At 71.9% G+C, this 26,159-nt stretch carries 21 protein-coding genes and 1 pseudogene; 16 read left to right on the forward strand and 6 right to left on the reverse strand.

The features are described 5' to 3' along the window. Nucleotides 1-70 precede the first annotated feature (70 nt). Nucleotides 71-574: a transcriptional regulator BldD gene (gene bldD, locus ACFRAC_RS24050; protein WP_004002691.1), complete on the reverse strand. Its 504-nt coding sequence runs from the start codon at nt 572-574 to the stop codon at nt 71-73. Nucleotides 575-827: 253 nt separating this feature from the next. Here bldD and pyrR point away from each other — a divergent pair, with 253 nt between their 5' ends. The 14 genes from pyrR to ACFRAC_RS24120 all read left to right on the forward strand — a co-directional run bounded on the left by pyrR (nt 828) and on the right by ACFRAC_RS24120 (nt 17,467). Further along, nucleotides 828-1,400: a bifunctional pyr operon transcriptional regulator/uracil phosphoribosyltransferase PyrR gene (gene pyrR, locus ACFRAC_RS24055; protein WP_382927213.1), complete on the forward strand. Its 573-nt coding sequence runs from the start codon at nt 828-830 to the stop codon at nt 1,398-1,400. A gap of 99 nt (nt 1,401-1,499) precedes the next feature. Further along, on the forward strand, nt 1,500-2,531 hold the full coding sequence (locus ACFRAC_RS24060; protein WP_382927216.1) for an aspartate carbamoyltransferase catalytic subunit: 1,032 nt from the start codon (nt 1,500-1,502) through the stop codon (nt 2,529-2,531). A gap of 5 nt (nt 2,532-2,536) precedes the next feature. After that, a complete protein-coding gene (locus ACFRAC_RS24065; RefSeq protein WP_382927218.1) occupies nt 2,537-3,823 on the forward strand; it encodes a dihydroorotase in 1,287 nt (428 codons plus the stop codon). Next, nucleotides 3,820-4,401, forward strand: coding sequence for a hypothetical protein (locus ACFRAC_RS24070; protein ID WP_382927221.1), 582 nt, complete (start codon nt 3,820-3,822; stop codon nt 4,399-4,401). The genes ACFRAC_RS24065 and ACFRAC_RS24070 overlap by 4 nt, the downstream gene beginning before the upstream one ends. After that, a complete protein-coding gene (carA, locus tag ACFRAC_RS24075) occupies nt 4,398-5,540 on the forward strand; it encodes a glutamine-hydrolyzing carbamoyl-phosphate synthase small subunit (RefSeq protein WP_382927223.1) in 1,143 nt (380 codons plus the stop codon). Before ACFRAC_RS24070 ends, carA begins: the two co-directional genes overlap by 4 nt. Then, nucleotides 5,533-8,841, forward strand: a complete 3,309-nt coding sequence (gene carB, locus ACFRAC_RS24080; protein ID WP_382927226.1) for a carbamoyl-phosphate synthase large subunit — start codon at nt 5,533-5,535, stop codon at nt 8,839-8,841. The genes carA and carB overlap by 8 nt, the downstream gene beginning before the upstream one ends. Nucleotides 8,842-8,893: 52 nt before the next feature. Further along, nucleotides 8,894-10,000, forward strand: coding sequence for a quinone-dependent dihydroorotate dehydrogenase (locus tag ACFRAC_RS24085; protein ID WP_382927230.1), 1,107 nt, complete (start codon nt 8,894-8,896; stop codon nt 9,998-10,000). Then, nucleotides 9,997-10,836 (forward strand): orotidine-5'-phosphate decarboxylase, encoded by an 840-nt coding sequence (gene pyrF / locus ACFRAC_RS24090; RefSeq protein WP_382927234.1) that lies wholly within the window; start codon nt 9,997-9,999, stop codon nt 10,834-10,836. The genes ACFRAC_RS24085 and pyrF overlap by 4 nt, the downstream gene beginning before the upstream one ends. 287 nt (nt 10,837-11,123) lie before the next feature. Then, the gene (locus ACFRAC_RS24095) at nt 11,124-11,447 is read left to right on the forward strand and encodes an integration host factor (RefSeq protein WP_003977346.1); all 324 of its coding nucleotides are present in this window, start codon (nt 11,124-11,126) and stop codon (nt 11,445-11,447) included. Between the two features lie 60 nt (nt 11,448-11,507). After that, complete coding sequence (gene gmk / locus ACFRAC_RS24100; protein ID WP_382927235.1) at nt 11,508-12,101, forward strand: guanylate kinase; 594 nt, start codon at nt 11,508-11,510, stop codon at nt 12,099-12,101. Between the two features lie 50 nt (nt 12,102-12,151). Beyond that, nucleotides 12,152-12,424 carry a DNA-directed RNA polymerase subunit omega gene (rpoZ, locus tag ACFRAC_RS24105; protein WP_382927238.1) on the forward strand — a complete coding sequence of 91 codons (273 nt, stop codon included), beginning with the start codon at nt 12,152-12,154 and terminating at the stop codon, nt 12,422-12,424. A 105-nt stretch (nt 12,425-12,529) separates the two neighbouring features. After that, nucleotides 12,530-13,741 carry a bifunctional phosphopantothenoylcysteine decarboxylase/phosphopantothenate--cysteine ligase CoaBC gene (gene coaBC, locus ACFRAC_RS24110; RefSeq protein WP_382927241.1) on the forward strand — a complete coding sequence of 404 codons (1,212 nt, stop codon included), beginning with the start codon at nt 12,530-12,532 and terminating at the stop codon, nt 13,739-13,741. 231 nt (nt 13,742-13,972) lie between these two features. Continuing rightward, a complete protein-coding gene (gene metK, locus ACFRAC_RS24115; protein ID WP_361340346.1) occupies nt 13,973-15,181 on the forward strand; it encodes a methionine adenosyltransferase in 1,209 nt (402 codons plus the stop codon). A 135-nt stretch (nt 15,182-15,316) separates the two neighbouring features. Then, nucleotides 15,317-17,467 carry a primosomal protein N' gene (locus ACFRAC_RS24120; protein WP_382927245.1) on the forward strand — a complete coding sequence of 717 codons (2,151 nt, stop codon included), beginning with the start codon at nt 15,317-15,319 and terminating at the stop codon, nt 17,465-17,467. A 453-nt stretch (nt 17,468-17,920) separates the two neighbouring features. On the opposite strand, the gene ACFRAC_RS24125 is transcribed toward ACFRAC_RS24120, so the two are convergent. Further along, nucleotides 17,921-18,463: a hypothetical protein gene (locus tag ACFRAC_RS24125; protein ID WP_382927249.1), complete on the reverse strand. Its 543-nt coding sequence runs from the start codon at nt 18,461-18,463 to the stop codon at nt 17,921-17,923. Between the two features lie 283 nt (nt 18,464-18,746). Here ACFRAC_RS24125 and fmt point away from each other — a divergent pair, with 283 nt between their 5' ends. Together fmt and ACFRAC_RS24135 are read left to right on the forward strand one after the other, a co-directional pair. Beyond that, complete coding sequence (gene fmt, locus ACFRAC_RS24130) at nt 18,747-19,679, forward strand: methionyl-tRNA formyltransferase (RefSeq protein WP_382927251.1); 933 nt, start codon at nt 18,747-18,749, stop codon at nt 19,677-19,679. A 74-nt stretch (nt 19,680-19,753) separates the two neighbouring features. Beyond that, on the forward strand, nt 19,754-21,172 hold the full coding sequence (locus tag ACFRAC_RS24135; protein WP_382927255.1) for an RsmB/NOP family class I SAM-dependent RNA methyltransferase: 1,419 nt from the start codon (nt 19,754-19,756) through the stop codon (nt 21,170-21,172). 400 nt (nt 21,173-21,572) lie between these two features. On the opposite strand, the gene ACFRAC_RS24140 is transcribed toward ACFRAC_RS24135, so the two are convergent. The 4 genes and pseudogenes from ACFRAC_RS24140 to ACFRAC_RS24155 form a co-directional block, all read right to left on the reverse strand. Next, on the reverse strand, nt 21,573-23,915 hold the full coding sequence (locus ACFRAC_RS24140) for an ABC transporter permease (protein ID WP_382927258.1): 2,343 nt from the start codon (nt 23,913-23,915) through the stop codon (nt 21,573-21,575). Then, nucleotides 23,912-24,604 carry an ABC transporter ATP-binding protein gene (locus ACFRAC_RS24145; protein WP_382927261.1) on the reverse strand — a complete coding sequence of 231 codons (693 nt, stop codon included), beginning with the start codon at nt 24,602-24,604 and terminating at the stop codon, nt 23,912-23,914. The genes ACFRAC_RS24140 and ACFRAC_RS24145 overlap by 4 nt, the downstream gene beginning before the upstream one ends. Further along, nucleotides 24,601-25,125, reverse strand: a complete 525-nt coding sequence (locus ACFRAC_RS24150) for a PadR family transcriptional regulator (RefSeq protein WP_382927264.1) — start codon at nt 25,123-25,125, stop codon at nt 24,601-24,603. Before ACFRAC_RS24150 ends, ACFRAC_RS24145 begins: the two co-directional genes overlap by 4 nt. Before the next feature lie 192 nt (nt 25,126-25,317). Beyond that, nucleotides 25,318-26,053 (reverse strand): annotated as a pseudogene (locus tag ACFRAC_RS24155) (MMPL family transporter); the annotation flags it as partial. Nucleotides 26,054-26,159 lie beyond the last annotated feature (106 nt).

A 26,159-nucleotide genomic window follows, 5' to 3' on the forward strand; every position in this document is an offset into this window, starting at 1 on the left:
GGCCGGAACCACTGGTTCCGGCCACCCCGGCGGCACGTTTCTGCTGAGAGAACCCAACCCAGGGAAGTGCTCAGCTCTCCTCGGCGTGGGAGACCGCGCGGCGCGCGTCCGCGTCGAGGACACCCCAGCTGATCAGCTGCTCGGTGAGGACCGAGGGGGACTGGTCGTAGATGACGGCGAGTGTGCGCAGGTCGTCCTGGCGGATCGACAGCACCTTGCCGTTGTAGTCACCGCGCTGCGACTGGATCGTCGCCGCGTACCGCTGGAGCGGACCCGCCTTCTCGGCCGGCACGTGCGCCAGCCGCTCCAGGTCCAGGACCAGCTTCGGCGGCGGCTCGGCGGCCCCGCCCGGCGTCGTCCCCGGCAGCAGCTCCTGCACCGGAACGCCGTAGAAATCCGCCAGCTCTGCGAGCCGCTGCACGGTCACGGCGCGGTCGCCGCGCTCGTACGAACCGACCACGACGGCCTTCCAGCGTCCCTGGGACTTCTCCTCGACACCGTGGAGGGAAAGGCCCTGCTGGGTGCGGATGGCCCGGAGCTTGGCCCCGAGCTGTTTGGCGTATTCGCTGGACATATAGCTCCCCGGCACTGGGTCGACGCGACTGGCTTGGCTTCCATGCCGCGCAGTTGGTAACTCACTGTGAGGTTACGCAGCGTTACTCTCATGCGTCAAGCCGAATGGTCCACACCGACGCTTCCGCTTCCGGCGTGGCCGATTGGGCCAGGCGGGTGACAGGAGGTGTACCGGCGGCCTGCTACGGTGGATGGCGCAAACCAGACATCCTTTAAGGTCCGTCCCGTGAGGCGGAGAAGGAGGTCCCTTTCGTATGGACAGGCAGCAGGACACCTCAGCGTCCGACGCCCGGCCCGTGCTTGAAGGCCCTGACATCGCGCGGGTGTTGACCCGCATCGCCCACGAGATCGTCGAACGCGCCAAGGGCGCCGACGACGTGGTGCTCCTCGGCATTCCCACCCGGGGGGTCTTCCTCGCCCAGCGGCTCGCCGCCAAGCTGGAGGAGATCACCGAGCGCAAGGTCCCGGTCGGCTCGCTCGACATCACCATGTACCGGGACGATCTGCGCATGCACCCGCCGCGTGTGCTGGCCCGCACCGAGATCCCCGGTGACGGCATCGACGGCCGCCTCGTCGTCCTCGTCGACGACGTGCTCTTCTCCGGCCGTACCATCCGGGCCGCCCTCGACGCCCTGAACGACATCGGCCGCCCGCGCGCGGTCCAGCTCGCCGTTCTCGTCGACCGCGGTCACCGCGAGCTTCCCATCAGGGCCGACTACGTCGGCAAGAACCTCCCCACGTCGTTGCGGGAGACGGTCAAGGTCCAGCTCGCCGAGGAGGACGGTCGCGACACCGTCCTGCTCGGTGCCAAGCAGACCCCCCAGTAGCGCCGGACGGCGTACGCCGCCGCCGTACGCCCGCTCAGTGCGCCCAGGCGCACCCGTCTGCCCGAAATCCTTCATGAACTGCCTTACGGAGCCTGACAGATGCAGCGTCATCTCATCTCGGCCGCCGACCTCACCCGCGACGACGCCGTCCTGATCCTCGACACCGCCGAGGAGATGGCCCGGGTCGCCGACCGGCCGATCAAGAAGCTGCCGACCCTGCGCGGCCGCACCGTCGTCAACCTCTTCTTCGAGGACTCCACGCGCACGCGTATCTCCTTCGAGGCCGCCGAGAAGCGCCTGTCCGCGGACGTCATCAACTTCACCGCCAAGGGCTCCAGCGTGTCCAAGGGCGAGTCCCTGAAGGACACCGCCCAGACCCTGGAGGCCATGGGCGTGGACGCCGTCGTCATCCGGCACGGCGCCTCCGGGGCGCCGTACCGCCTGGCCACCTCCGGCTGGATCGACGCCCACGTCATCAACGCCGGCGACGGCACCCACCAGCACCCCACCCAGGCCCTGCTGGACGCCTTCACGATGCGGCGCCGGCTCGTCGGCCGGGACGCCGGGATCGGCCGCGACCTCGAAGGGCGACGCATCACGATCGTCGGGGACGTCCTGCACAGCCGGGTCGCCCGTTCCAACGTCGACCTGCTGCACACGCTCGGCGCCGAGGTCACCCTGGTCGCCCCGCCCACCCTGGTGCCGGTCGGCGTCGGGACCTGGCCCTGCGAGGTGTCGTACGACCTCGACGCCGTGCTCCCCAAGTCCGACGCCGTGATGATGCTGCGTGTGCAGCGCGAGCGCATGAACGCCGCCTTCTTCCCGACCGAGCGCGAGTACTCGCGGCGCTACGGCCTCGACGGCGACCGCATGGCCCGGATGCCGGAGCACGCCATCGTGATGCACCCCGGCCCGATGGTCCGCGGCATGGAGATCACCGCCGAGGTCGCCGACTCCGACCGCTGCACCGTCGTCGAGCAGGTCGCAAACGGAGTCTCCATCCGCATGGCCGTCCTGTACCTGCTGCTCGGCGGCAACGAGCCGGCCGTCACCCACACCCGCCCGCCCGTCTCCCTCCACCCTTCCGACGAGCGCTCCGCGCGCACCCTTTTCACGGCCGAGGAGAAGTGAAGACCATGAGCAAGACCCTGATCCGTGGTGCGAGGGTGCTGGGCGGCGAGCCGCAGGACGTGCTGATCGACGGCGGGATCATCGCCGAGGTCGGCAGCGGGCTGAGCGCCGAGGGCGCCGAGGTCGTCGAGGCCGGCGGCAAGGTGCTGCTGCCGGGCCTGGTCGACCTGCACACCCACCTGCGCGAGCCCGGCCGCGAGGACTCCGAGACCGTGCTGACCGGCACCCGAGCGGCTGCCTCCGGCGGCTACACGGCCGTCTTCGCCATGGCCAACACCTTCCCCGTCGCCGACACCGCCGGCGTGGTCGAGCAGGTGTACCGGCTCGGCCAGGAGCACGGCTACTGCGACGTGCAGCCCATCGGCGCCGTCACCGTCGGCATGGAGGGCAGGAAGCTCGCCGAGCTCGGCGCCATGCACGAGTCGGCCGCCGGCGTCACCGTCTTCTCCGACGACGGCAAGTGCGTCGACGACGCCGTGATCATGCGCCGGGCGCTGGAGTACGTGAAGGCCTTCGGCGGCGTCGTCGCCCAGCACGCGCAGGAGCCCCGGCTGACCGAGGGCGCGCAGATGAACGAGGGTGTCGTCTCCGCCGAGCTGGGCCTCGGCGGCTGGCCTGCGGTGGCCGAGGAGTCGATCATCGCCCGGGACGTCCTGCTCGCCGAGCACGTCGGCTCCCGCGTCCACATCTGCCACCTGTCGACCGCCGGGTCCGTCGAGATCGTCCGCTGGGCCAAGTCCCGGGGCATCGACGTCACCGCCGAGGTCACCCCGCACCACCTGCTCCTCACCGACGAGCTGGTGCGCACCTACGACCCGGTCTACAAGGTGAACCCGCCGCTGCGCACCGAGCGGGACGTGCTGGCGCTGCGCGAGGCGCTGGCCGACGGCACGATCGACATCGTCGCCACCGACCACGCCCCGCACCCGCACGAGGACAAGGACTGCGAGTGGGCCGCCGCCGCCATGGGCATGGTCGGCCTGGAGACCGCGTTGTCGGTGGTGCAGGAGACCATGGTGGACACCGGGCTCCTCACCTGGGCCGGGGTCGCCGAGCGCATGTCCGTCAAGCCCGCCGAGATCGGGCGGGCGACGGGCCACGGCCGGCCCGTCTCGGCTGGTGAGCCCGCCAACCTCACGCTCGTCGACACGGCATACCGTGGGTCCGTGGACCCCGCGGGCTTCGCCTCGCGCAGCCGGAACACCCCGTACGAGGGGCGTGAGCTGCCGGGTCGTGTCACCCACACCTGGCTCCGGGGCAAGGCCACGCTCGTCGACGGGAAGCTCACGTGACACCTGCAACACTCCTCGCAGCCGGACTCGCCGCGGACCAGAAGTCGGCCGAGGTCACCGACTGGGCCGCCCGCGTGGGCTGGGTCGTCGGACTCGCCCTCTTCGTGGCGCTCGTCTATTGGCTGATGCGCGAGGGCTGGAAGTGGCGCGGCACGCTCCAGAGCGACCTGCCCGCGCTGCCCAGCGCGCCGGACGACCCGGGCCCGGTGAGACTGAGCATGAGCGGCCGCTACCACGGTTCCACCACCGCCGGTCAGTGGCTCGACCGCATCGTGGCGCACGGCCTCGGCACCCGGAGCCGGGCCGAGCTCACGCTGACGGACGCGGGACTGGACGTCGTACGCCCCGGCGCGGCCGACTTCTTCGTCCCCGCGGACCGGCTGCGCGGGGCGCGGCTCGACAAGGGCATCGCCGGCAAGGTCCTCACCGAGGGCGGCCTGCTCGTGGTGACCTGGGCGCACGGCGACCGGCTGATCGACTCCGGGTTCCGCTCGGACCGGGCGGCGGAGCACACCGCGTGGGTCGACGCCCTCAACTCCATGACCAACGACACCAGCACGGAAGGCGCCGAACGATGACCACCTCCACAAGGGGAGCCGACAAGGTTCCCGCGGTACTCGTCCTGGAGGACGGCCGGATCTTCCGCGGCCGTGCCTATGGGGCCGTGGGGGTGACCTTCGGCGAGGCCGTGTTCTCCACCGGCATGACCGGCTACCAGGAGACCCTGACCGACCCGTCGTACCACCGCCAGGTGGTCGTGATGACCGCCCCGCACGTCGGCAACACCGGCGTCAACGACGAGGACGCCGAGAGCAGGCGGATCTGGGTCGCCGGGTACGTCGTCCGCGATCCCGCCCGCACCCCGTCCAACTGGCGCTCCCGGCGCTCCTTGGACGACGAGCTGCGCGGCCAGGGCGTCGTCGGCATCTCCGGCATCGACACCCGCGCGCTCACCCGCCATCTGCGCGAGCGCGGCGCCATGCGCGTCGGCATCTTCTCCGGCAACGCCCTGCCCGACGACGGCACCATGCTCGCCGAGGTCCGCCAGGCCCCCGAGATGGAGGGCGCCGACCTCGCCGCCGAGGTCGCCACCAAGGAGGCGTACGTCGTCCCCGCGATCGGCGAGAAGAAGTTCACCGTCGCCGCGGTCGACCTCGGCATCAAGGGCATGACCCCGCACCGGATGGCCGAGCGCGGCATCGAGGTGCACGTGCTGCCCGCCACGGCCACCGTCGAGGACGTCTACGCCGTCGCACCGGACGGTGTGTTCTTCTCCAACGGACCCGGCGACCCGGCCACCGCCGACCACGCCGTCTCCGTGATGCGGGGCGTGCTGGAGCGCTCGACCCCGCTGTTCGGGATCTGCTTCGGCAACCAGATCCTCGGCCGCGCCCTCGGCTTCGGCACCTACAAGCTGAAGTACGGCCACCGCGGCATCAACCAGCCCGTGCAGGACCGCACCACCGGCAAGGTCGAGGTCACCGCGCACAACCACGGGTTCGCCGTGGATGCCCCGCTCGACCAGGCGTCCGACACCCCCTACGGCCGCGCCGAGGTCTCCCACGTCTGCCTGAACGACAACGTGGTGGAGGGCCTCCAGCTCCTGGACCGCCCGGCCTTCAGTGTCCAGTACCACCCCGAAGCGGCGGCCGGCCCGCACGACGCCGCCTACCTGTTCGACCGCTTCGTTTCCCTGATGGAGGGCCAGCGTGCCTAAGCGCACCGATATCCAGTCCGTCCTGGTCATCGGCTCCGGCCCGATCGTCATCGGCCAGGCCGCCGAGTTCGACTACTCCGGCACGCAGGCGTGCCGCGTGCTCAAGGCCGAGGGCCTGCGCGTCATCCTGGTCAACTCCAACCCGGCGACGATCATGACCGACCCGGAGATCGCCGACGCCACGTACGTCGAGCCGATCACCCCGGAGTACGTCGAGAAGATCATCGCCAAGGAGCGCCCGGACGCGCTGCTGCCGACCCTGGGCGGCCAGACCGCCCTCAACACGGCCATCTCGCTGCACGAGGCCGGCACCCTGGAGAAGTACGGCGTCGAGCTGATCGGCGCCAACGTCGAGGCCATCAACAAGGGCGAGGACCGCGAACTCTTCAAGGAGGTCGTCGAGGCCGTCCGCGGCAAGATCGGCCACGGCGAGTCCGCCCGCTCGGTGATCTGCCACTCGATGGACGACGTCCTGGCCGGCGTCGAGACCCTCGGCGGCTACCCGGTCGTCGTCCGCCCCTCCTTCACCATGGGCGGCGCCGGCTCCGGCTTCGCGCACGACGAGGAGGAGCTGCGCCGCATCGCCGGCCAGGGACTCACGCTCTCCCCGACCACCGAGGTGCTCCTGGAGGAGTCCATCCTCGGCTGGAAGGAGTACGAGCTGGAGCTGATGCGCGACCGGAACGACAACGTCGTGGTCGTCTGCTCCATCGAGAACTTCGACCCGATGGGCGTGCACACCGGCGACTCCATCACCGTCGCCCCGGCGATGACGCTCACCGACCGCGAGTACCAGACCCTGCGCGACGTCGGCATCGCCGTGATCCGCGAGGTCGGCGTCGACACCGGCGGCTGCAACATCCAGTTCGCGGTGAACCCCGAGGACGGCCGGGTCATCGTCATCGAGATGAACCCGCGCGTGTCCCGCTCCTCGGCGCTCGCGTCCAAGGCGACCGGCTTCCCCATCGCCAAGATCGCCGCCAAGCTGGCCGTCGGCTATACGCTCGACGAGATCCCGAACGACATCACGCAGGAGACCCCGGCCTCCTTCGAGCCGACGCTCGACTACGTGGTCGTGAAGGCGCCCCGGTTCGCCTTCGAGAAGTTCCCGAGCGCGGACTCCACCCTCACCACCACCATGAAGTCGGTCGGCGAGGCCATGGCCATCGGCCGCAACTTCACCGAGGCCTTCCAGAAGGCGCTGCGCTCGCTGGAGAAGAAGGGGAGCCAGTTCACCTTCGTCGGCGAGCCCGGTGACAAGGACGAGCTGCTGCGTGAGGCGGTCCGGCCCACCGACGGCCGCATCAACGCGGTCATGGGGGCCATCCGCGCGGGCGCCACTCCCGAGGAGGTCTTCGACGCCACGAAGATCGACCCGTGGTTCGTCGACCAGCTCTTCCTCATCAAGGAGATCGCCGACGAACTCGGCGCGGCCCCCGAGCTGACCCCGGACCTGCTGGCCGAGGCCAAGCGGCACGGCTTCTCCGACACGCAGATCGCCGAGATCCGCGGCCTGCGCGAGGACGTCGTCCGCGAGGTGCGGCACGCGCTGGGCATCCGCCCGGTCTACAAGACGGTCGACACCTGCGCCGCCGAGTTCGCCGCGAAGACCCCGTACTTCTACTCGTCCTACGACGAGGAGAGCGAGGTCGCGCCGCGCGAGAAGCCGGCCGTCATCATCCTGGGCTCCGGCCCCAACCGCATCGGCCAGGGCATCGAGTTCGACTACTCCTGCGTCCACGCCTCCTTCGCGCTCAGCGACGCCGGGTACGAGACCGTGATGGTCAACTGCAACCCGGAGACCGTCTCCACGGACTACGACACCTCCGACCGGCTGTACTTCGAGCCGCTGACGCTGGAGGACGTGCTGGAGATCGTCCACGCGGAGCGGCAGGCCGGTCCGGTCGCCGGTGTCCTGGTCCAGCTCGGCGGCCAGACCCCGCTGGGCCTGTCGCAGGCGCTGAAGGACAACGGCGTGCCGATCGTCGGCACGTCCCCCGAGGCCATCCACGCCGCCGAGGACCGCGGGGCGTTCGGCCGCGTCCTCGCCGAGGCGGGCCTGCCCGCCCCCAAGCACGGCACCGCCACCACCTTCGCCGAGGCCAAGGCCATCGCCGACGAGATCGGCTACCCGGTCCTGGTGCGCCCGTCGTACGTCCTCGGCGGACGCGGCATGGAGATCGTCTACGACGAGACCCGGCTGGAGTCCTACATCGCCGAGTCCACCGAGATCAGCCCGTCCCGGCCGGTCCTGGTCGACCGGTTCCTCGACGACGCCATCGAGATCGACGTCGACGCCCTGTACGACGGCGAGGAGCTGTACCTCGGCGGCGTCATGGAGCACATCGAGGAGGCCGGCATCCACTCCGGCGACTCCGCGTGCGCGCTGCCGCCGATCACGCTGGGCGGCTTCGACATCAAGCGCCTGCGCGCCTCCACCGAGGCCATCGCCAAGGGCGTCGGGGTGCGCGGCCTGATCAACATCCAGTTCGCGATGGCCGGCGACATCCTGTACGTCCTGGAGGCCAACCCGCGCGCGTCCCGTACGGTCCCCTTCACCTCGAAGGCGACCGCGGTGCCGCTGGCCAAGGCCGCCGCCCGGATCTCGCTGGGCGCCACCGTCGCCGAGCTGCGCGCCGAGGGCCTGCTCCCGGCGAGCGGCGACGGCGGCGAACTCCCGCTCGACGCGCCGATCTCCGTCAAGGAGGCCGTGATGCCGTGGTCGCGCTTCCGCGACATCCACGGGCGCGGCGTCGACACCGTCCTCGGCCCGGAGATGCGCTCCACCGGCGAGGTCATGGGCATCGACAGCGTCTTCGGCACGGCGTACGCCAAGTCGCAGGCGGGCGCGTACGGCCCGCTGCCCACCAAGGGCCGCGCGTTCATCTCGGTCGCCAACCGCGACAAGCGCTCGATGATCTTCCCGGCGCGCGAGCTGGTCGCCCACGGCTTCGAGCTGATGGCAACCTCCGGCACCGCCGAGGTCCTCAAGCGCAACGGCATCAACGCCACCGTCGTACGCAAGCAGTCGGAGGGCACCGGCCCGAACGGCGAGAAGACCATCGTCCAGCTCATCCACGACGGCGAGGTCGACCTCATCGTCAACACCCCGTACGGCACGGGCGGCCGCCTCGACGGCTACGAGATCCGCACGGCGGCCGTGGCGCGCTCGGTGCCGTGCCTGACGACGGTCCAGGCGCTCGCCGCCGCCGTCCAGGGCATCGACGCCCTCACCCACGGGGACGTGGGCGTCAGGTCGCTCCAGGAACACGCCGCACACCTGATCGCGGCCCGCGACTAGCAGCCGACGAGGGGGACACCGGAAACGGTGTCCCCCTCTTCATGAGGGAATCATGTACAAGATCTTCTTCACCTGCTTCTTCCAGCGGATGGACCCGGAGCAGGCCCACCACCTGGCCTTCCGGTGGATCCGCCTCGCCGCCCGCGTCCCCGTGCTGCGCACGTTCGTCGCCGCCGCGCTCGCGCCCCGCTACAAGGAGCTGCGCACGGAGGCCCTCGGGCTGCGCATGCACGGGCCGTTCGGGCTCGCCGCCGGCTTCGACAAGAACGCCGTCGCGATCGACGGCATGGCGATGGCCGGCTTCGACCACGTCGAGATCGGCACGGTCACGGGGGAGCCCCAGCCCGGCAACCCGAAGAAGCGGCTGTTCCGGCTCGTGCCGGACCGCGCGCTGATCAACCGCATGGGGTTCAACAACGACGGCTCGCTGGCCGTGGCCGCCCGTCTGGCGTCCCGCACGCCGGTCTTCCGGACCGTCGTGGGCGTCAACATCGGCAAGACGAAGGTCGTGCCCGAGGCCGAGGCCGTCGGCGACTACGTGACGTCGGCCGAGCGGCTGGCGCCGTACGCCGACTACCTGGTCGTCAACGTGTCGTCGCCCAACACCCCCGGCCTGCGCAACCTGCAGGCCACCGAGTCGCTGCGGCCCCTGCTCACGGCCGTCCGCGAGGCCGCCGACCGCGTGGTGCCCGGCCACCGTGTGCCGCTGCTCGTCAAGATCGCGCCGGACCTCGCCGACGAGGACGTGGACGCCGTGGCCGACCTCGCCGTGGAGCTGGGCCTGGACGGCATCATCGCCACGAACACCACCGTCGCCCGCGAGGGCCTGGGCCTGACCTCCGAGCCCTCCCTGGTCAAGGAGACCGGCGGGCTCTCCGGAGCGCCGCTGAAGGCACGCTCGCTTCAGGTGCTGAGGCGCCTCTACGCGCGCGTGGGCGACCGGATCACCCTCGTGGGCGTCGGCGGCATCGAGAACGCCGAGGACGCCTGGCAGCGCATCCTGGCGGGCGCCACCCTGGTCCAGGGCTACAGCGCCTTCGTCTACGAGGGCCCCTTCTGGGCCCGCGCCGTCCACAAGGGGCTCGCCGCGCGCCTGCGCACCAGCCCCTACGCCACCCTCGCCGACGCGGTCGGCGCCGACGTGAGGAAGACGGCATGACCGAGCCCTTCGGAAGTCGCCTGCGCCGTGCGATGGACGAGCGCGGTCCCCTGTGTGTGGGCATCGACCCGCACGCCTCCCTGCTCTCCGAGTGGGGCCTGAACGACGACGTGGCCGGCCTGGAGCGGTTCAGCCGCACCGTCGTGGAGGCGACGGCCGACCGGGTCGCCGTGCTCAAGCCGCAGAGCGCGTTCTTCGAGCGCTTCGGCTCCCGCGGCGTCGCCGTCCTGGAGAAGTCGGTCGAGGAGGCGCGGGCGGCCGGCGCGCTCGTCGTCATGGACGCCAAGCGCGGCGACATCGGCTCCACGATGGCCGCGTACGCGGAGTCCTTCCTGCGCAAGGACTCGCCGCTGTTCTCCGACGCGCTGACGGTCTCGCCGTACCTCGGCTACGGCTCGCTGTCCCCGGCGGTGGCGCTCGCCCGTGAGAGCGGCACCGGACTGTTCGTGCTCGCGCTCACCTCCAACCCGGAGGGCGGCGAGGTCCAGCACGCGGTCCGGGCGGACGGCCGGGACGTCGCCGCGACGATGCTCGCCCACCTCGCCGCGGAGAACGCGGGGGAGGAGCCGCTGGGCTCCTTCGGGGCGGTCGTCGGCGCCACGCTCGGTGACCTGTCGTCCTACGACCTCGCCATCAACGGCCCGCTGCTCGCGCCCGGCATCGGCGCGCAGGGGGCCACGCCCGCGGATCTCCCCAGGGTGTTCGGCGCCGCGGTGCGCAATGTCGTCCCGAACGTCAGCCGGGGTGTGCTGCGGCACGGCCCCGACGTCGTGACCCTGCGTGATGCCGCGTCACGCTTCGCCGACGAGGTGCGCGAGGCGGTCGCGGGCGCCTGAGGGCCGGTGACGGCATCGATGTCGGCCGCGGAGTCCTCCGTTGAGCGGTCCGCGGCCGACTTGAGTCTGGATACATCCTCAAATCCGGGGCAGTATGTCTTAAATGTCTGGCCTGACGGAGGCTGACCAGGACTTTTCCGCTGTTCTCGCTGACTCTTGCGGACTTGCCCGCTAGTCTCCGACGAGAGTCAGTGGGCAAGCGTGTTGCTCGTGGCTCCCCAGGTGTGGGGCGACTAGGTTCCTCACCGGTCCGTATCCGACAGTTCGACATCCGAGGTGACGTAGGCGTGGCTCTTCCGCCCCTTACCCCTGAACAGCGCGCAGCCGCGCTCGAAAAGGCCGCCGCGGCTCGCCGGGAGCGGGCCGAGGTCAAGAATCGACTCAAGCACTCCGGCGCCTCCCTTCACGAGGTCATCAAGCAGGGCCAGGAGAACGACGTCATCGGCAAGATGAAGGTCTCCGCGCTGCTCGAGTCCCTGCCGGGCGTGGGCAAGGTCCGCGCCAAGCAGATCATGGAGCGACTCGGCATCTCCGAGAGCCGCCGCGTGCGGGGCCTCGGCTCGAACCAGATCGCTTCCCTTGAGCGTGAGTTCGGCAGCACCGGCTCCTGAGTCCCGGTTCTCCGGGACCTCGGGTCCCGGGCGGTCCGCGATTGCTGGAATAATCGCTGCATGGCTGTAACACCCCGGGGGACGACCCCCGAGCCCCCGGACGCAGGTCCGCGGCTGACCGTGCTCTCCGGCCCCTCAGGGGTCGGCAAGAGCACGGTCGTCGCTCATATGCGCAAAGAACACCCCGAGGTCTGGCTCTCCGTGTCGGCGACGACGCGCAAGCCCCGCCCCGGCGAGCAGCACGGAGTCCACTACTTCTTCGTCACCGACGAGGAGATGGACAAGCTGATCGCCAACGGCGAGCTGCTGGAGTGGGCCGAGTTCGCCGGCCACCGCTACGGCACACCGCGCGCGGCCGTGCTGGAGCGGCTCGAGGCGGGCGAGCCCGTGCTCCTGGAGATCGACCTCCAGGGCGCCCGGCAGGTCCGTGAGTCGATGGCCGAGGCCCAACTGGTCTTCCTGGCCCCTCCCTCCTGGGAGGAACTGGTGCGCCGGCTCACCGGACGGGGTACCGAGCCGCCCGAGGTGATCGAGCGCCGGCTGGACGCGGCGCGGATCGAGCTGGCGGCCGAGCCCGAGTTCGATGTGACCTTGGTCAACACCTCCGTCGAGGACGTGGCGCGCGAGCTGCTAGCCTTGATGGACGTTGTGTGATCGTGTCCGGTCGCCTGACTGAATCTTTCCCATCCATCGGAAGGTAGAGCGTGTCCTCTTCCATCTCCGCGCCCGAGGGCATCATCAACCCGCCGATCGACGAGCTCCTCGAGGCCACCGACTCGAAGTACAGCCTCGTGATCTACGCGGCCAAGCGGGCCCGCCAGATCAACGCGTACTACTCGCAGCTCGGTGAGGGTCTCCTCGAGTACGTCGGTCCGCTCGTGGACACGCACGTCCACGAGAAGCCCCTCTCCATCGCCCTGCGTGAGATCAACGCGGGTCTGCTGACGGCCGAGGCCGTCGAGGGCCCGGCGCAGTAAGTGCGATCTTCAGCTTGCAGCTGACTTTTCCACAGGCCCGGCGGCGCGTCCGCCGGGCCTGTGGTGTGTAGTGGAGTCGTACGCAGCCGAGTGCGGGGAGAGACGGTGGACAAGCCGAAGGTCGTTCTGGGGGTCAGCGGCGGCATCGCCGCCTACAAGGCCTGTGAGCTGCTGCGCAGACTCACGGAGTCCGGCCATGACGTACGCGTCGTGCCGACCGCCTCCGCTCTGCACTTCGTCGGTGCCGCCACCTGGTCGGCCCTGTCCGGCAACCCGGTCTCCACGGAGGTCTGGGACGACGTCCACCAGGTGCCGCACGTCCGCATCGGCCAGCACGCCGACCTGGTCGTCGTCGCCCCGGCCACGGCCGACATGCTCGCCAAGGCCGCCCACGGGCTCGCCGACGACCTGCTGACCAACACCCTGCTCACCGCCCGGTGCCCGGTGGTGTTCGCCCCCGCCATGCACACCGAGATGTGGGAGCACCCCGCCACCCAGGAGAACGTGGCGACCCTGCGCCGGCGCGGCGCCGTCGTCATCGAGCCCGCCGTGGGCCGTCTCACCGGCGTCGACACCGGCAAGGGCCGGCTGCCCGACCCCGCGGAGATCTTCGAGGTCTGCCGCCGGGTGCTGGCCCGGGGCGTCACCGAGCCCGACCTCACGGGCCGGCACGTCGTGGTGAGCGCGGGCGGCACCCGCGAGCCCCTGGACCCCGTGCGCTTCCTCGGCAACCGCTCCTCGGGCAAGCAGGGCTACGCCCTCGCCCGCACCGCCGCCGCGCGGGGCGCCCGCGTCACGCTGATCGCCGCGAACACCCAGATAGCCGACCCGGCCGGCGTCGACGTGGTGCGTGTCGGCACGGCCGTGCAGTTGCGGGAGGCCGTCGTGAAGGCCGCCGCCGCCGCGGACGCGGTGGTCATGGCCGCGGCCGTCGCCGACTTCCGCCCGGCCACGTGCGCGACCGGGAAGATCAAGAAGAAGGACGGCCAGGAGCCCGAGCCCGTCGTCCTGGTGCGCAACCCGGACATCCTGGCGGAGATCGCGGGCGACCGGCCCCGGGAGGGCCAGGTGGTCGTCGGCTTCGCCGCCGAGACGGACGACGTCCTCGCCAACGGCCGCCGCAAGCTGGAGCGCAAGGGCTGCGACCTCCTCGTGGTCAATGAGGTGGGCGAGCGCAAGACGTTCGGCTCCGAGGAGAACGAGGCGGTCGTCCTGGGCGCCGACGGCAGCGAGACCCCCGTGCCGCACGGGCCGAAGGAGGCCCTCGCCGACACCGTCTGGGACCTGGTCGCGCGCCGTCTGGACGGCGCCGTCTGACCCATCCGGGAGGGTGCCCGCCACCCGCCCGATTCGGGCGTGGCGCCTCTGGCCACCGCCGTGTGCGATTGGCAGAATGCCCGTGCCGCAGGTCACAGCCCTCCCGAGAGGCGAGACAGGGGGGTCCGTGACCGGGCACGACAGATAAACTGTCCACGGACGACGCCGGGCGCAGCCCCCGTCCCGTCCGCCAATGATCAGCCAGCAGCCGCTGCAACCCCAGGGAGCGTTGTGTCCCGTCGCCTGTTCACCTCGGAGTCTGTGACCGAGGGTCACCCCGACAAGATCGCTGACCAGATCAGCGACACCATTCTCGACGCGTTGCTGCGCGAGGACCCCTCGTCCCGCGTCGCCGTCGAGACGCTGATCACGACCGGCCTGGTGCACGTGGCCGGAGAGGTCACGACCAAGACGTACGCGGACATCGCGACGCTGGTCCGCAGCAAGATCCTCGAGATCGGCTACGACTCCTCGAAGAAGGGCTTCGACGGCGCCTCCTGCGGTGTCTCCGTCTCCATCGGCTCGCAGTCGCCCGACATCGCGCAGGGCGTGGACGCGGCCTACGAGGCGCGGGTCGAGGGCGACGAGGACGAGCTCGACCGTCAGGGCGCCGGTGACCAGGGCCTGATGTTCGGCTACGCCACCGACGAGACGCCGACCCTGATGCCGCTGCCGATCTTCCTGGCGCACCGGCTGTCCAAGCGCCTGTCCGAGGTCCGCAAGAACGGCACCATCCCCTACCTGCGCCCCGACGGCAAGACGCAGGTCACCATCGAGTACGACGGCGACAAGGCCGTCCGCCTCGACACCGTGGTCGTGTCCTCGCAGCACGCCTCGGACATCGACCTCGACTCGCTCCTCGCTCCCGACATCCAGGAGTTCGTGGTCGAGCCCGAGCTGAAGGCCCTCCTCGACGACGGCATCAAGCTCGACACCGAGAACTACCGCCTGCTGGTCAACCCCACCGGCCGCTTCGAGATCGGCGGCCCGATGGGTGACGCCGGCCTCACCGGCCGCAAGATCATCATCGACACCTACGGCGGCATGGCCCGCCACGGCGGCGGCGCGTTCTCCGGCAAGGACCCGTCCAAGGTGGACCGCTCGGCCGCCTACGCGATGCGCTGGGTCGCCAAGAACGTCGTGGCGGCCGGTCTGGCGTCCCGCTGCGAGGTGCAGGTCGCGTACGCGATCGGCAAGGCCGAGCCGGTCGGTCTGTTCGTCGAGACCTTCGGCACCGCCAAGGTCGAGGCCGAGCGGATCGAGAAGGCCATCGACGAGGTCTTCGACCTCCGTCCGGCCGCCATCATCCGCGACCTGGACCTGCTCCGCCCGATCTACGCCAAGACCGCGGCGTACGGCCACTTCGGCCGCGAGCTTCCCGAGTTCACCTGGGAGCGCACGGACCGCGTGGACGCGCTCCGCAAGGCCGCCGGGCTGTAGGCAGGCGCGCGGTTTCGTCAGGCCGAGGCCCGGTGCCCTTTTCTGGGGGACCGGGCCTCGGCGCGTGCGCGGGGGCGGCCCCGAGGGTGACGGGGGCGCCGCCGGATGTCAGTGGCGTTTGGTAGGAATGCAGGCGTGAGCAGCGAGGACGAGCAGCCGGGAGGCGGCGCCGACGGGGCGCCGCCCGAGCAGCTTGCCCTCATCCGCGAGAGCGTCCGCAAGGCCAAGGTGCCCCGCGCCAAGCCGCGGACCTGGCGCGGCGCCCGGCTCGCCAAGGAACTGCCCGTGGCCCGGGTGCTGGTCGACAAGGGCGTGCTGCACCTCGACCGCTACTTCGACTACGCCGTGCCCGAGGAGCTGGACGAACAGGCGCAGCCCGGGGTCCGGGTCCGGGTGCGGTTCGGCGCCGGGGCCCACCAGGTGCGCGAGGGGCGCCGCGAAGGCGGCGGGCTGCGGGACGGGTTCATCGTCGAGCGCCTTGCCGAGAGCGACTACCAGGGCCCGCTGGCCGCCCTCGCCCAGGTGATCTCGCCGGAGCGCGTCCTCGACCCCGACCTGCTCGCCCTCGCCCGCGCCGTCGCCGACCGGTATGCCGGCAGTCTCGCCGATGTGCTGCAGCTGGCCATTCCGCCCCGGCACGCCCGGGCCGAGGCCCGCACCCTGCCGCCGCCCCCACCGCCGCCCCAGGCGCCGGACCCCGGCCCCTGGCAGCGTTACGAGCACGGGCCGCGCTTCCTGGAGGCGCTGGCGTCGGGGCGGTCGCCGCGTGCGGTGTGGACCGCGCTGCCCGGACCGCAGTGGGCCCAGGAGATCGCCCTGGCGGTCCGCGCGACCCTGGCGTCCGGGCGTGGCGCGCTGGTCGTCGTGCCGTCCGGCCGCTCGGCCGCACGGGTGGACGCCGCGCTCACGGAGACCCTGGGGGAGGGGCAGCACGCGCTGCTCACCGCCGACGCGGGCCAGGAGCGCCGGTATCTCGAATGGCTGGCCGTGCGCCGCGGCTCCGTCCGGGCCGTGGTCGGCACCCGCGCCGCGATGTTCGCCCCGGTGCGCGACCTCGGTCTCGTGGTGATCTGGGACGACGGCGACTCCAGCCACAGCGACGACAATGCCCCGTTTCCGCATGTGCGGGAGGTGCTGGAGCTGCGCGCCGCAGGCGGCAAGTGCGGCTTTCTGCTGGGGAGTTGGGGCTGCACCGTGGAGGCGGCACAGCTCGTCCGCAGCGAGTGGGCCGTCCCGCTCACCGCGGACCGCGAGCGCGCCCGGCGGCTCACCCCGCTGGTGCGGACCGTCGGCGACGGGGACCTCGCCCGCGACGAGGCCGCCCGGGCCGCCCGGCTGCCCTCCCTGGCCTGGCAGGCCGCCCGGGAAGGGCTGCGGCACGGCCCCGTCCTCGTGCAGGTCCCGCGGCGCGGCTATGTCCCCCGGCTCGCCTGCGACCGGTGCCGGGAGCCGGCCCGGTGCCGGCACTGCGCGGGGCCGCTGGAGGCGAGTGGCGGGAGCGGTGCCCTGACCTGCGCCTGGTGCGGGCAGGACACCCCCGACTGGCACTGCCCCGAGTGCGGCGGGTTCCGGCTGCGGGCCCAGGTCGTCGGTGCGCGCCGGACCGCCGAGGAGCTGGGGCGGGCGTTCCCGGCTGTCCCCGTGCGCACCTCGGGGCGGGAGCATGTGCTCGACACCGTGCCGGGGGCGCCCGCGCTGGTCGTGAGCACACCGGGCGCGGAGCCGGTGGCCGAGGGCGGGTACGCGGCGGCGCTGCTGCTGGACGGCTGGGCGATGCTCGGCCGGGCGGACCTGAGGTCCGGCGAGGAGGCGCTGCGGCGCTGGATCACCGCCTCCGCGCTGGTCCGGCCGCAGGAGGCGGGCGGCACCGTGGTGATCGTCGCCGAGGCGACGCTGCGTCCGGTGCAGGCGCTGGTGCGCTGGGACCCGGCGGGGTTCGCCGTACGGGAACTGGCCGAGCGCGCCGAGCTGGGCTTCCCACCCGTGTCGCGGATGGCGGCGGTGTCCGGGCCGCCCGAGGCGCTCGCGGAGTTCCTGGCGGCCGTCGAACTGCCGGGTGACGCCGAGGTGCTGGGCCCCGTGCCGCTGCCGGTCACCCCCGCCGGACGTCCGCGGCGCCCCGGCGGCCCGCCGCCCGGCGAGCAGTGGGACCGCGCCCTGATCCGGGTGCGCCCTGGCAGCGGGGCCGCCCTGGCGGCGGCGCTGAAGTCGGCACGGGCGGCACGGATGGCCCGCGGGGGCGGCGAGACGGTGCTGGTGCGGATCGATCCGCTGGACATCGGCTGAGCGATGGCGGCGGTGGCTGCCGGGCTTGTGCGCCTGAGCCCGGCGCGGGGAGCGTGGTGCTGTCGGCGGGACGGCGAGATGGTGCCGGTGCGGATCGACCGGCTGGACGACGGCTGAGCGATGGCGGCGGGAGGCTGCGGGTCCGTGGGTCCGCGCCCGGTGAGGCGGGGGGCCATGGCACCGTCGGCAGGGCGGTGAGACCGCTCTCGTGCTCATCGACCCGTGGGGTGTCGGCTGAGCGACCGCGGGCGGGGGCGGCGCCGTGCCCGTGTGTCCGCCCCCGGCGGGAAGGCGATCATGAGCACCGGGAAGGCAGGGGAGGCGGCGCTGGCCGACCGGTCGGACATCGGCCGAGCGTCGGCGGCGGCGGGGAACCCGCGCGCCCTGGGGCTCCCGGCCAGGAAGAGGTCTGCCCTCCCGGGTGCGCGCCGGGAGGGCAGAGTCGAGGGGGTGTCAGCCGTTGCGGGGGCCGGGGAACGCCGTGGGCCGGGCCTCGTCGCGCAGGGCGGGGCTCCCGGCCGTCGGCTGGGTCGGCATGGAGCGGGCGGCCGGGACCGTCGGCACCGCCGGCAGGGCGGTGGAGACGTTGACCGTGCGGGTGCCGGCCGCCTCGGCCGTGCGCTCGGCCTCGGCCGCGGCCTGGGCGGCGGCACGGCGTGCGCCGTAGCGGCGGTGGACGGCCTGCTTGGTGACACCGAGGGCGGAACCGACCGCGTCCCAGGAGAAGCCCAGCGAGCGGTCGAAGTCCACGGCTGCCGTGACCAGGGTCTCGACGCTGTCCCGCAGCTCCTGCGCGAGGCGGACCGTCGGCGCGGGGGCGCGCCCGTAGACGACGAAGCCCGTGGACGGGCCCGAGCGGCGCGGGCGGTAGACGTTGCCCAGCTGGGCGGTGAGGGTGCGCAGTGCGTCCACCTGCCGGCGGACCCGCTCGATGTCCCGCACCAGCAAGTGCAGGCTGGCCCGAGCCTGGGCGTCGTGGGTTGCGTGGTCGGCCATGAACAAGCCTCTCGAACCGGCGTGAAAAGGAGAGGGCCGCGATGTCGGCGTCGGCGGCCCGAAGGGGTCAACTCTTTCTTGACCAACGCGGCAGGGCGCCGCTGGTCACGCTGTGGGGGCGTGTGGGCATATGCCTGCGCCCGGCGGAGGGGTGCGCGCCACGGCAGGCCGCAGGCGGAACCGGCTTCCCGAACGGCCGGTGCTCCGGCGTGAGTCAGCGGCCCCCGCACCCATAGACTGGTGCGTCGCCCAGCCGCCCCCGTCCGAGAGGCCCCGCCCACCCATGAAGCTCGTCTTCGCCGGCACCCCCGAGGTCGCCGTTCCCGCTCTGGACGCTCTGATCGCCTCCGGGCGGCACGAGGTGGCCGCCGTCGTCACCCGGCCCGACGCGCAGGCCGGGCGGGGACGGCGGATGGTCGCGAGCCCCGTGGCCGAGCGGGCCGCCGAGGCCGGGATCGAGGTGCTCAAGCCCGCCACGCCGCGGGACCCCGAGTTCCTGGAGCGGCTGCGGGAGATCGGGCCCGACTGCTGCCCCGTCGTCGCCTACGGCGCCCTGCTGCCGCGTGTCGCCCTCGACGTGCCCGCCAACGGCTGGGTCAACCTGCATTTCTCGCTGCTGCCCGCCTGGCGCGGCGCCGCCCCCGTGCAGCACGCCATCATGGCCGGTGACGAGATCACCGGCGCGTCCACCTTCCTCATCGAGGAGGGCCTGGACTCCGGGCCGGTCTACGGGACGGTCACGGAGGAGATCCGGCCCACCGACACCAGCGGCGACCTGCTGACCCGGCTGGCCTTCGCCGGCGCGGGGCTGCTCTCCGCCACCATGGACGGCATCGAGGACGGCACCCTGAAGGCCGTGCCGCAGCCCGCCGACGGCGTCACCCTCGCCCCCAAGGTCAACGTCGAGGACGCGCACATCGACTGGACCGCCCCGTCCCTGCGCGTCGACCGTGTGGTGCGCGGCTGCACGCCCGTGCCCGGCGCCTGGACCACGTTCCGCGGCGAGCGCCTGAAGCTGATCCAGGTGCAGCCGGTGCCGGGCCGGGACGACCTCGCGCCCGGTGAGCTCGCCGCCGGGAAGAACAACGTGTACGTCGGGACCGGCTCCTACGCCGTCGAGCTGCTGTGGGTGCAGGCGCAGGGCAAGAAGCCCATGCGGGCGGCGGACTGGGCGCGCGGCGCGCGCATCGCCCAGGGCGAGCGGGTCGGGGCCTGACCGGGGCACGCCGGGCCCGCGACGGGACGTAGGCTGGTCGTATCTCTCGTCCAGCAATCCGGAGCACCTTTTTCGTGAGTGACACCTCTCGTCGGCCCCGCAGGCCCGGCAAGCCCTACCGTCGGCCTCAGAAGGACCCCGTCCGCATCCTCGCCTTCGAGGCGCTGCGCGCCGTGGACGAGCGGGACGCGTACGCCAACCTCGTGCTGCCGCCGCTGCTGCGCAAGGCGCGCGAGAAGGGCGACTTCGACGGACGGGACGCCGCACTCGCGACCGAGCTGGTCTACGGGACACTGCGCCGGCAGGGCACGTACGACGCTGTCATCGCCGCCTGTGTGGACCGGCCGCTGCGTGAGGTCGACCCGCCGGTGCTCGACGTGCTCAGCCTCGGCACCCACCAGCTTCTCGGGACGCGCATCCCGACCCACGCGGCCGTGTCCGCCTCGGTGGAGCTGGCCCGGGTCGTGCTCGGCGACGGGCGGGCCAAGTTCGTCAACGCCGTGCTGCGCAAGGTCGCCCAGGACGACCTGGACGGATGGATCCAGCGGGTTGCCCCGCCCTACGACGAGGACCCCGAGGACCATCTCTCCGTCGTGCACTCGCACCCGCGCTGGGTCGTCTCGGCGCTGTGGGACTCGCTCGGCGGCGGTCGCGCCGACATCGAGCGCCTGCTCGAGGCCGACAACGAGCGGCCCGAGGTGACGCTGGTCGCGCGCCCGGGGCGGGCCACCACCGAGGAACTGCTGACCGAGGAGGCCGCCGTGCCGGGGCGCTGGTCCCCGTACGCCGTGCGGCTCGCCGAGGGCGGGGAGCCCGGCGCGATCGAGGCCGTGCGCGACGGGCGCGCGGGCGTGCAGGACGAGGGCAGTCAGCTCGTCGCGCTCGCCTTGGCCAACGCGCCGCTGGAGGGTCCCGACCGGCACTGGCTCGACGGGTGCGCGGGACCCGGCGGGAAGGCGGCGCTGCTCGGCGCGATGGCCGCCCAGCGGGGCGCGATGCTGGTCGCCTCCGAGAAGCAGCCGCACCGGGCCGGGCTCGTGGCCCGGGCGCTGGCCGGCAACCCGGGGCCGTACCAGGTGATCGCCGGCGACGGGACGCGGCCCGCGTGGCGGCCGGGCAGCTTCGACCGTGTGCTGGTGGACGTGCCGTGCACGGGGCTGGGCGCGCTGCGGCGCCGGCCCGAGGCGCGCTGGCGCAGGCGGCCGGAGGATCTGGACGGGTTCGCTCCGTTGCAGCGGGGGCTGCTGCGCAACGCGCTGGACGCCGTGCGGGTGGGCGGGGTCGTCGGGTACGCCACCTGCTCCCCGCACCTCGCCGAGACCCGGGCCGTCGTGGACGACGTCCTCAAGCAGCGGCCCGGGGTCGAGCTGATCGACGCGCGCAGCCTGCTGCCGGGCGTGCCCGAACTGGGGGAGGGGCCCGATGTGCAGCTGTGGCCCCATGTGCACGGTACGGACGCGATGTACCTGGCGCTGATGCGGCGCGTGGACTGACACGGAGCGCGCTGTAGCGTCTCGGAGTGAGTGACCGAACTCGCTCGTGGACATGAAGTCCGACGCTCCATCTGTACGGGTAGGTGTCCCCGTGTGACCTTCGGATGGAGAGTTTGCGGCTGCTGCTGAACTCATCGCTCCGTGTTCACGGGGGTCACTGGCCTGGTGCAGTCGAGTCCTGGGCTGACAGGCCGAACAAGTCAGTCACCCCCTGGCAGATCAGCGGCCCTTGACGGAGCCGATGCCGGTCCGGGAGCGCCTGCACGAGGCGCTGACAGTCCACCGACAGCACCGACCGGGCCAGCCCCTCACGCGCGATGCTCGATGCCTGCTCCGGGTGACTCAGCAGGGGTGGGCTCCTCCCGACGGGAGGAGCCCACCTCGGGGGACGTGTGAGGGGTTATTCCGTGCGCAGGCCTTCCGGGCGCATCATCCGCAGCAGCGGCGCCAGGCTGAGCAGTGTGACCACGCCGACCACGGCCGCGCCCACGCCGGTCATGGTCAGGACGCTCGCCCAGTCCATGGCCACCGGCGTACGGGTCATCTTCAGCAGCGCCGAGCCAAGGGTGATACCCACCGATGTGGCCAGGACGAGGCCGAGTCCGACCGGGAGGGCCGTCTGCCACAGCACCGACAGGGTCAGCGTGCGGCGCCGGGTGCCGAAGGCGACCAGCGCGGAGAGCAGCTTCCTGCGCTCGCGCAGTTGCTCCAGTTGGGAGACCAGCAGGCTCGCTCCGATCAGTGCCAGCACGAAGGCGGAGCCGACGAACAGGCCGGTGCGGATGGAGGTGTACTTGACGTCCTCCTGGGTCGCCACCCAACTGTAGGTGTGTGCCAGGGGGTCGATGCGGGCGACGACGTTGCGTACGTACTCCCGTGAGTCCGGCACCGACGGGTCCAGACGCAGGTAGACACCGTCCGAGAACACCGCGGGCGCGGCCTTCTGGGGCAGGGCGGCGGGGGTGACCAGCAGAGTGGTGTAGTCCTGCAGTGAGTCCTTGCGCGCGTTCACCTGCCGAATGTTCGCCGGAACGGTCCAGGGCACCTCGAGGCGGCGCTCGGCGTCGCCGTACGACGGGTCGAGGTAGAGCTGCCGCCCGGGCTTCACCAGGGCGATCTCGGATGCGTTGCTGGGGTCCGAGTAACCGCTCCGCGTTCGCGTGATGAACACGTCACCGTCCTGGCAGGAGGGCAAGGTGGCGAGTTCACGCAGGGCGGCGCAGTCACCCACGGTCAGGTCGTTGCTGTTCTCCGGGTCGCGACGTGCGTCCCCGTACTGGGAGCGGGCCAGGGCCACCGCGGCCAGGACCCCCTTGGTGCCGGTGAATTCGCGCTCGATGCCGGGCAGCGGCTTGGGGCCGAAGTCGACCTCCATCTGGACTCGGCTGGGGTCCTGGCCGGTGCTCTTGGTGTACTGGCTCTGCGTTCCCGCGAAGAGCATCTGCAGCGCGATGGCCCCGGCCACCGCCACGGCGATGCCGTTGACCATGCGGGCGGCAGTGCCGCTGCTCAGCTGCAGTCGTCGCACGGCCAGCTGCCAGGACAGCGGGCCCTTGCCGAGCCGGACGACGACTGCTTCCACGGCCCAGGGCAGCAGGGCGGTGATGCCGATCAGCAGCATCAGGACGCCGCCGATGACGGGGTACTGGTTGAAGTTCCCGTTCTCGTGGCCTTGGCCGATCATCGGGTAGAGCATGGCGACGCCTGCGAGCGGCGGCAGCAGCCGCCACCACAGCCGGCGGCGGCGCTGCTTGGCCGCGCGCACGACCCCGAGGGGTTCGACGGTCACGCCGCGCATCGCGAGGAGTGTGACCAGCACCGCGGCGACCGGCACCGCGACCGCGACCAGCGCGGCAAGTGCGGGAGCGGGGTTGAGGTAGCTGGGCCAGACGCTCACGCCCAGCAACTCGCCGGCGCCCAGCTTCTGGCGGCCGAGCAGGAAGAAGCCGGTGCCCACCGCCAGCCCGAGCAGGGCTCCTGCCAGCGCCTCGCCCGCGGCGATCCGCCGGGTCATGTGGCTGTCGGAGCCGACCAGGCGCAGCGCGGCGAGGCGCCGGTCGCGGCGCTCGCCGCCGAAGCGGACGGCGGCGGCGATGAACACCGCGACCGGCGTCAGCAGTACCACGAACACGACCAGGATCATGAGCAGCAGCACAGGATCGGTCTTCTCGGGCGGCGCGTCCGGTTTGCCGAACTCGGCCAGCCGTGTCACCAGGGAGGAGTCCGTGAGCTTCAGCCCCGAGGCGCCCGCGTAGTAGACCAGTTCGTGCGAGCCGATCAGCCCGCTCTCGCCGATCGTGCCGGTGATCTTGTACGGCAGGCGCTCCCGCAGCAGTTTCGCTTCGTCCGAGGCGAGGAGGTCCTTGAGCGCGGGGGAGACCACCATCTCGCCCTTGCCCGGGAAGCGGTCGACACCGGGGGGCAGCGGCGCCCGCCTGCCCTCGGGTTCGACGAACCGGCCCAGGATGTCGTCGTCGTGCCAGGTGGTGTCGGCGTCGGCGATCAGAAGAGTGTTGTCGGCCCTGGGCGGGACCTTCCGGGCGTACACGTTGGCGTAGCGGGCGTCCTCCACCTTGCTGCGGGAGGCGAACACGTTGGGCATCGCGGTGCACAACAGGAGCAGAGCCACGCCGAGGCCGACGCCGACCGCTGTCAGCGTCAACCGGATCCAGCCCTCGCGGCCGCCGGTGACGGCGAACCGAGCTCCCATGGCCAGGTCTCTGGACCACTGGCGCGAACTCATATGGCACGCTCCATGTCCCGGGACTTGCCGTCGCGTACGACGACCTCGCGGTCGGAGTAGGCGGCCACCCGTGCCTCGTGGGTGACGAGGACGACGGCGGCGTTGGTGGAGCGGGCAGCGCCGGTGAGCAGTTCCATCACGCGCTCGCCGTTGTGGGAGTCGAGCGCGCCGGTCGGTTCGTCGGCGAACAGCACCCGCGGGCCGGTGACCAGCGCGCGGGCCACGGCGACGCGCTGGCCCTGGCCGCCGGAGACCTCGCCGGGCCGCTTGCCCTTCAGGTCGTCGACCTCCAGGCGTTCCATCCAGCCGAGCGCCGCCCGCTCGGCTTCCTTGCGGGAGGTGCCGTTCAGCCTGAGCGGCAGAGCGACGTTCTCCACGCAGGTCAGTTCCGGCACGAGCTGCCCGAACTGGAACACGAAGCCGAACTCGGAGCGGCGTAAGGCGCTGCGCTGGGCGTCGCTCATCGTCGTCACCACGCGCCCGTTGTAGGTGATCGACCCCGAGTCGGGCGGCAGGATGCCCGCGAGGCAGTGCAGCAATGTCGACTTGCCGGAGCCGGAGGGGCCCATGACGGCGACGACCTCGCCGGCGTGAAGGGAGAACTCGGCGCCGTCGAGAGCGTGGGTGTGCCCGTAGGTCTTGCGCAGGTCCTGAGCGGTGAGCAGGGAACCAGGGGGAGAAGTCGTCATCGAGCTACAGCCTCACGGAGTTTGTCGAGTCGGGCGGCGGTCAGCTCCAGCCAGCGCAGGTCCGCTTCCAGGTGGAAGAGGGCGTGGTCGCAGATCAGCTGGTCCGCCAGATCGCCCTTGCGCTTGCGGTCGGTCAGGATGCGCATGCTGCGCAGGTGTTCGGAGCGTTGGGCGTCCAGGATGTCGGCGGCGTCCCGGTGGGTGAGCAGCGCGAGGAGGACTTTGGTGTAGAGGGCCGACTGGAGGTACTCCTCCGGCTTCTGCGGGGTCGCGAGCCACCGCTCTACGTCGGTGATGCCGGCGTCGGTGATCGCGTAGCGCTTGCGCTCCGGGCCGTCGCCGGCCTCGATTCCGTCGACCTCGACGAGGCCGTTCTTCAGTAGCCGGGACATCGTCGAGTAGACCTGGCCGTAGTGCAGCGGGCGGTCGTGACCGAACGTCTCGTCGAAGGCCCGCTTCAAGTCGTAACCGTGTCGCGGGCCGGACTCCAGGAGCCCCAAAAGGGTGTGACCGATGGACATGATCCGCACTCTACACGTCGTGTATACGCGGCGCGTATACGCAGAGTGTGTAGTTCATGGTGAGGGGATACGACGGCGCAGGTGAGGGAGCCGGGCCTTCCGACCGTCACGGTTTGGAAACGGGTCGTCAGCTGCCTCGACTGCGGCACTGTCGCGGAGCAGCGCGAACAGCACGCTGCTCACGTTGTTCCGTGCGAGCAGCACCAGCATGCTCACCACCGCGGTCGCGCCGGACGCGATCACCGCCGGGCCGGCCCGGTGCAGGGCGCGCGCCATCGCCTCGTGGCGGTCGTCGGGGCGGCGCAGTTCCTCCCGGTCACGGGCGACGGGCAGCAGGGCGTAGGCGGTCCCCGCGCCGAACACGAGCACCGTCAGGATGCCCGAGCTCTGGCCGTTCACGGTCGGGCCCCCGAGCCGCCCGAGCAGATGGATGAGGGTCTGCGCGGAGAACACGGCGACGATCACGGACACCAGGGGGACCAGCAGCAGGGACGGACTCCGGTAGATGATCAGCAGCATCACGATGACGACCGTCGTCGCCGCGAACAGCAGTGTCGAGTCGATCCCCTCGAACGCCTCCGCGAAGTCCGCCGAGGTGCCGCCGGGGCCCGTGATGCGCCGGTCAGCCGTTTGAGCTCGGCCGCGTCCTCGGCGATCTCCGCCCGGTCCCGGGCCGTCGGACCGCCGTCACGGGCGGAGACCACGACCGCGGGGATCTGCTCCGGCCGGAAGTTCTCGGACAGGTGCGGGACCTGGGTGGCCTCGGCGGAGCCAGCCCTGCAGCCAGGAGGCCGCGTCGTGTCCCGCGCGTCCGTCGGCCTCTGCGCCAGGGGGCCGTCACGAACAGCACCACCAGCCAGAAGATCAGCACGACCCCCTTCGAACGCCGTCCGCACACCAGGTGCGCCACGCCCCGCGTCCCGGTGATGGCCACCCCCGCAGTCCTCCGACGACCCGGTCGGCCGCCCTGCACGGCACGCGCGGCCCGCCCCCGGCATCCGCCGATCGCCTGAGGTCTGGACCGGGGGTAACAA

The organism is Streptomyces sp. NPDC056628 (assembly GCF_042792555.1).
Lineage (GTDB): Bacteria > Actinomycetota > Actinomycetes > Streptomycetales > Streptomycetaceae > Streptomyces.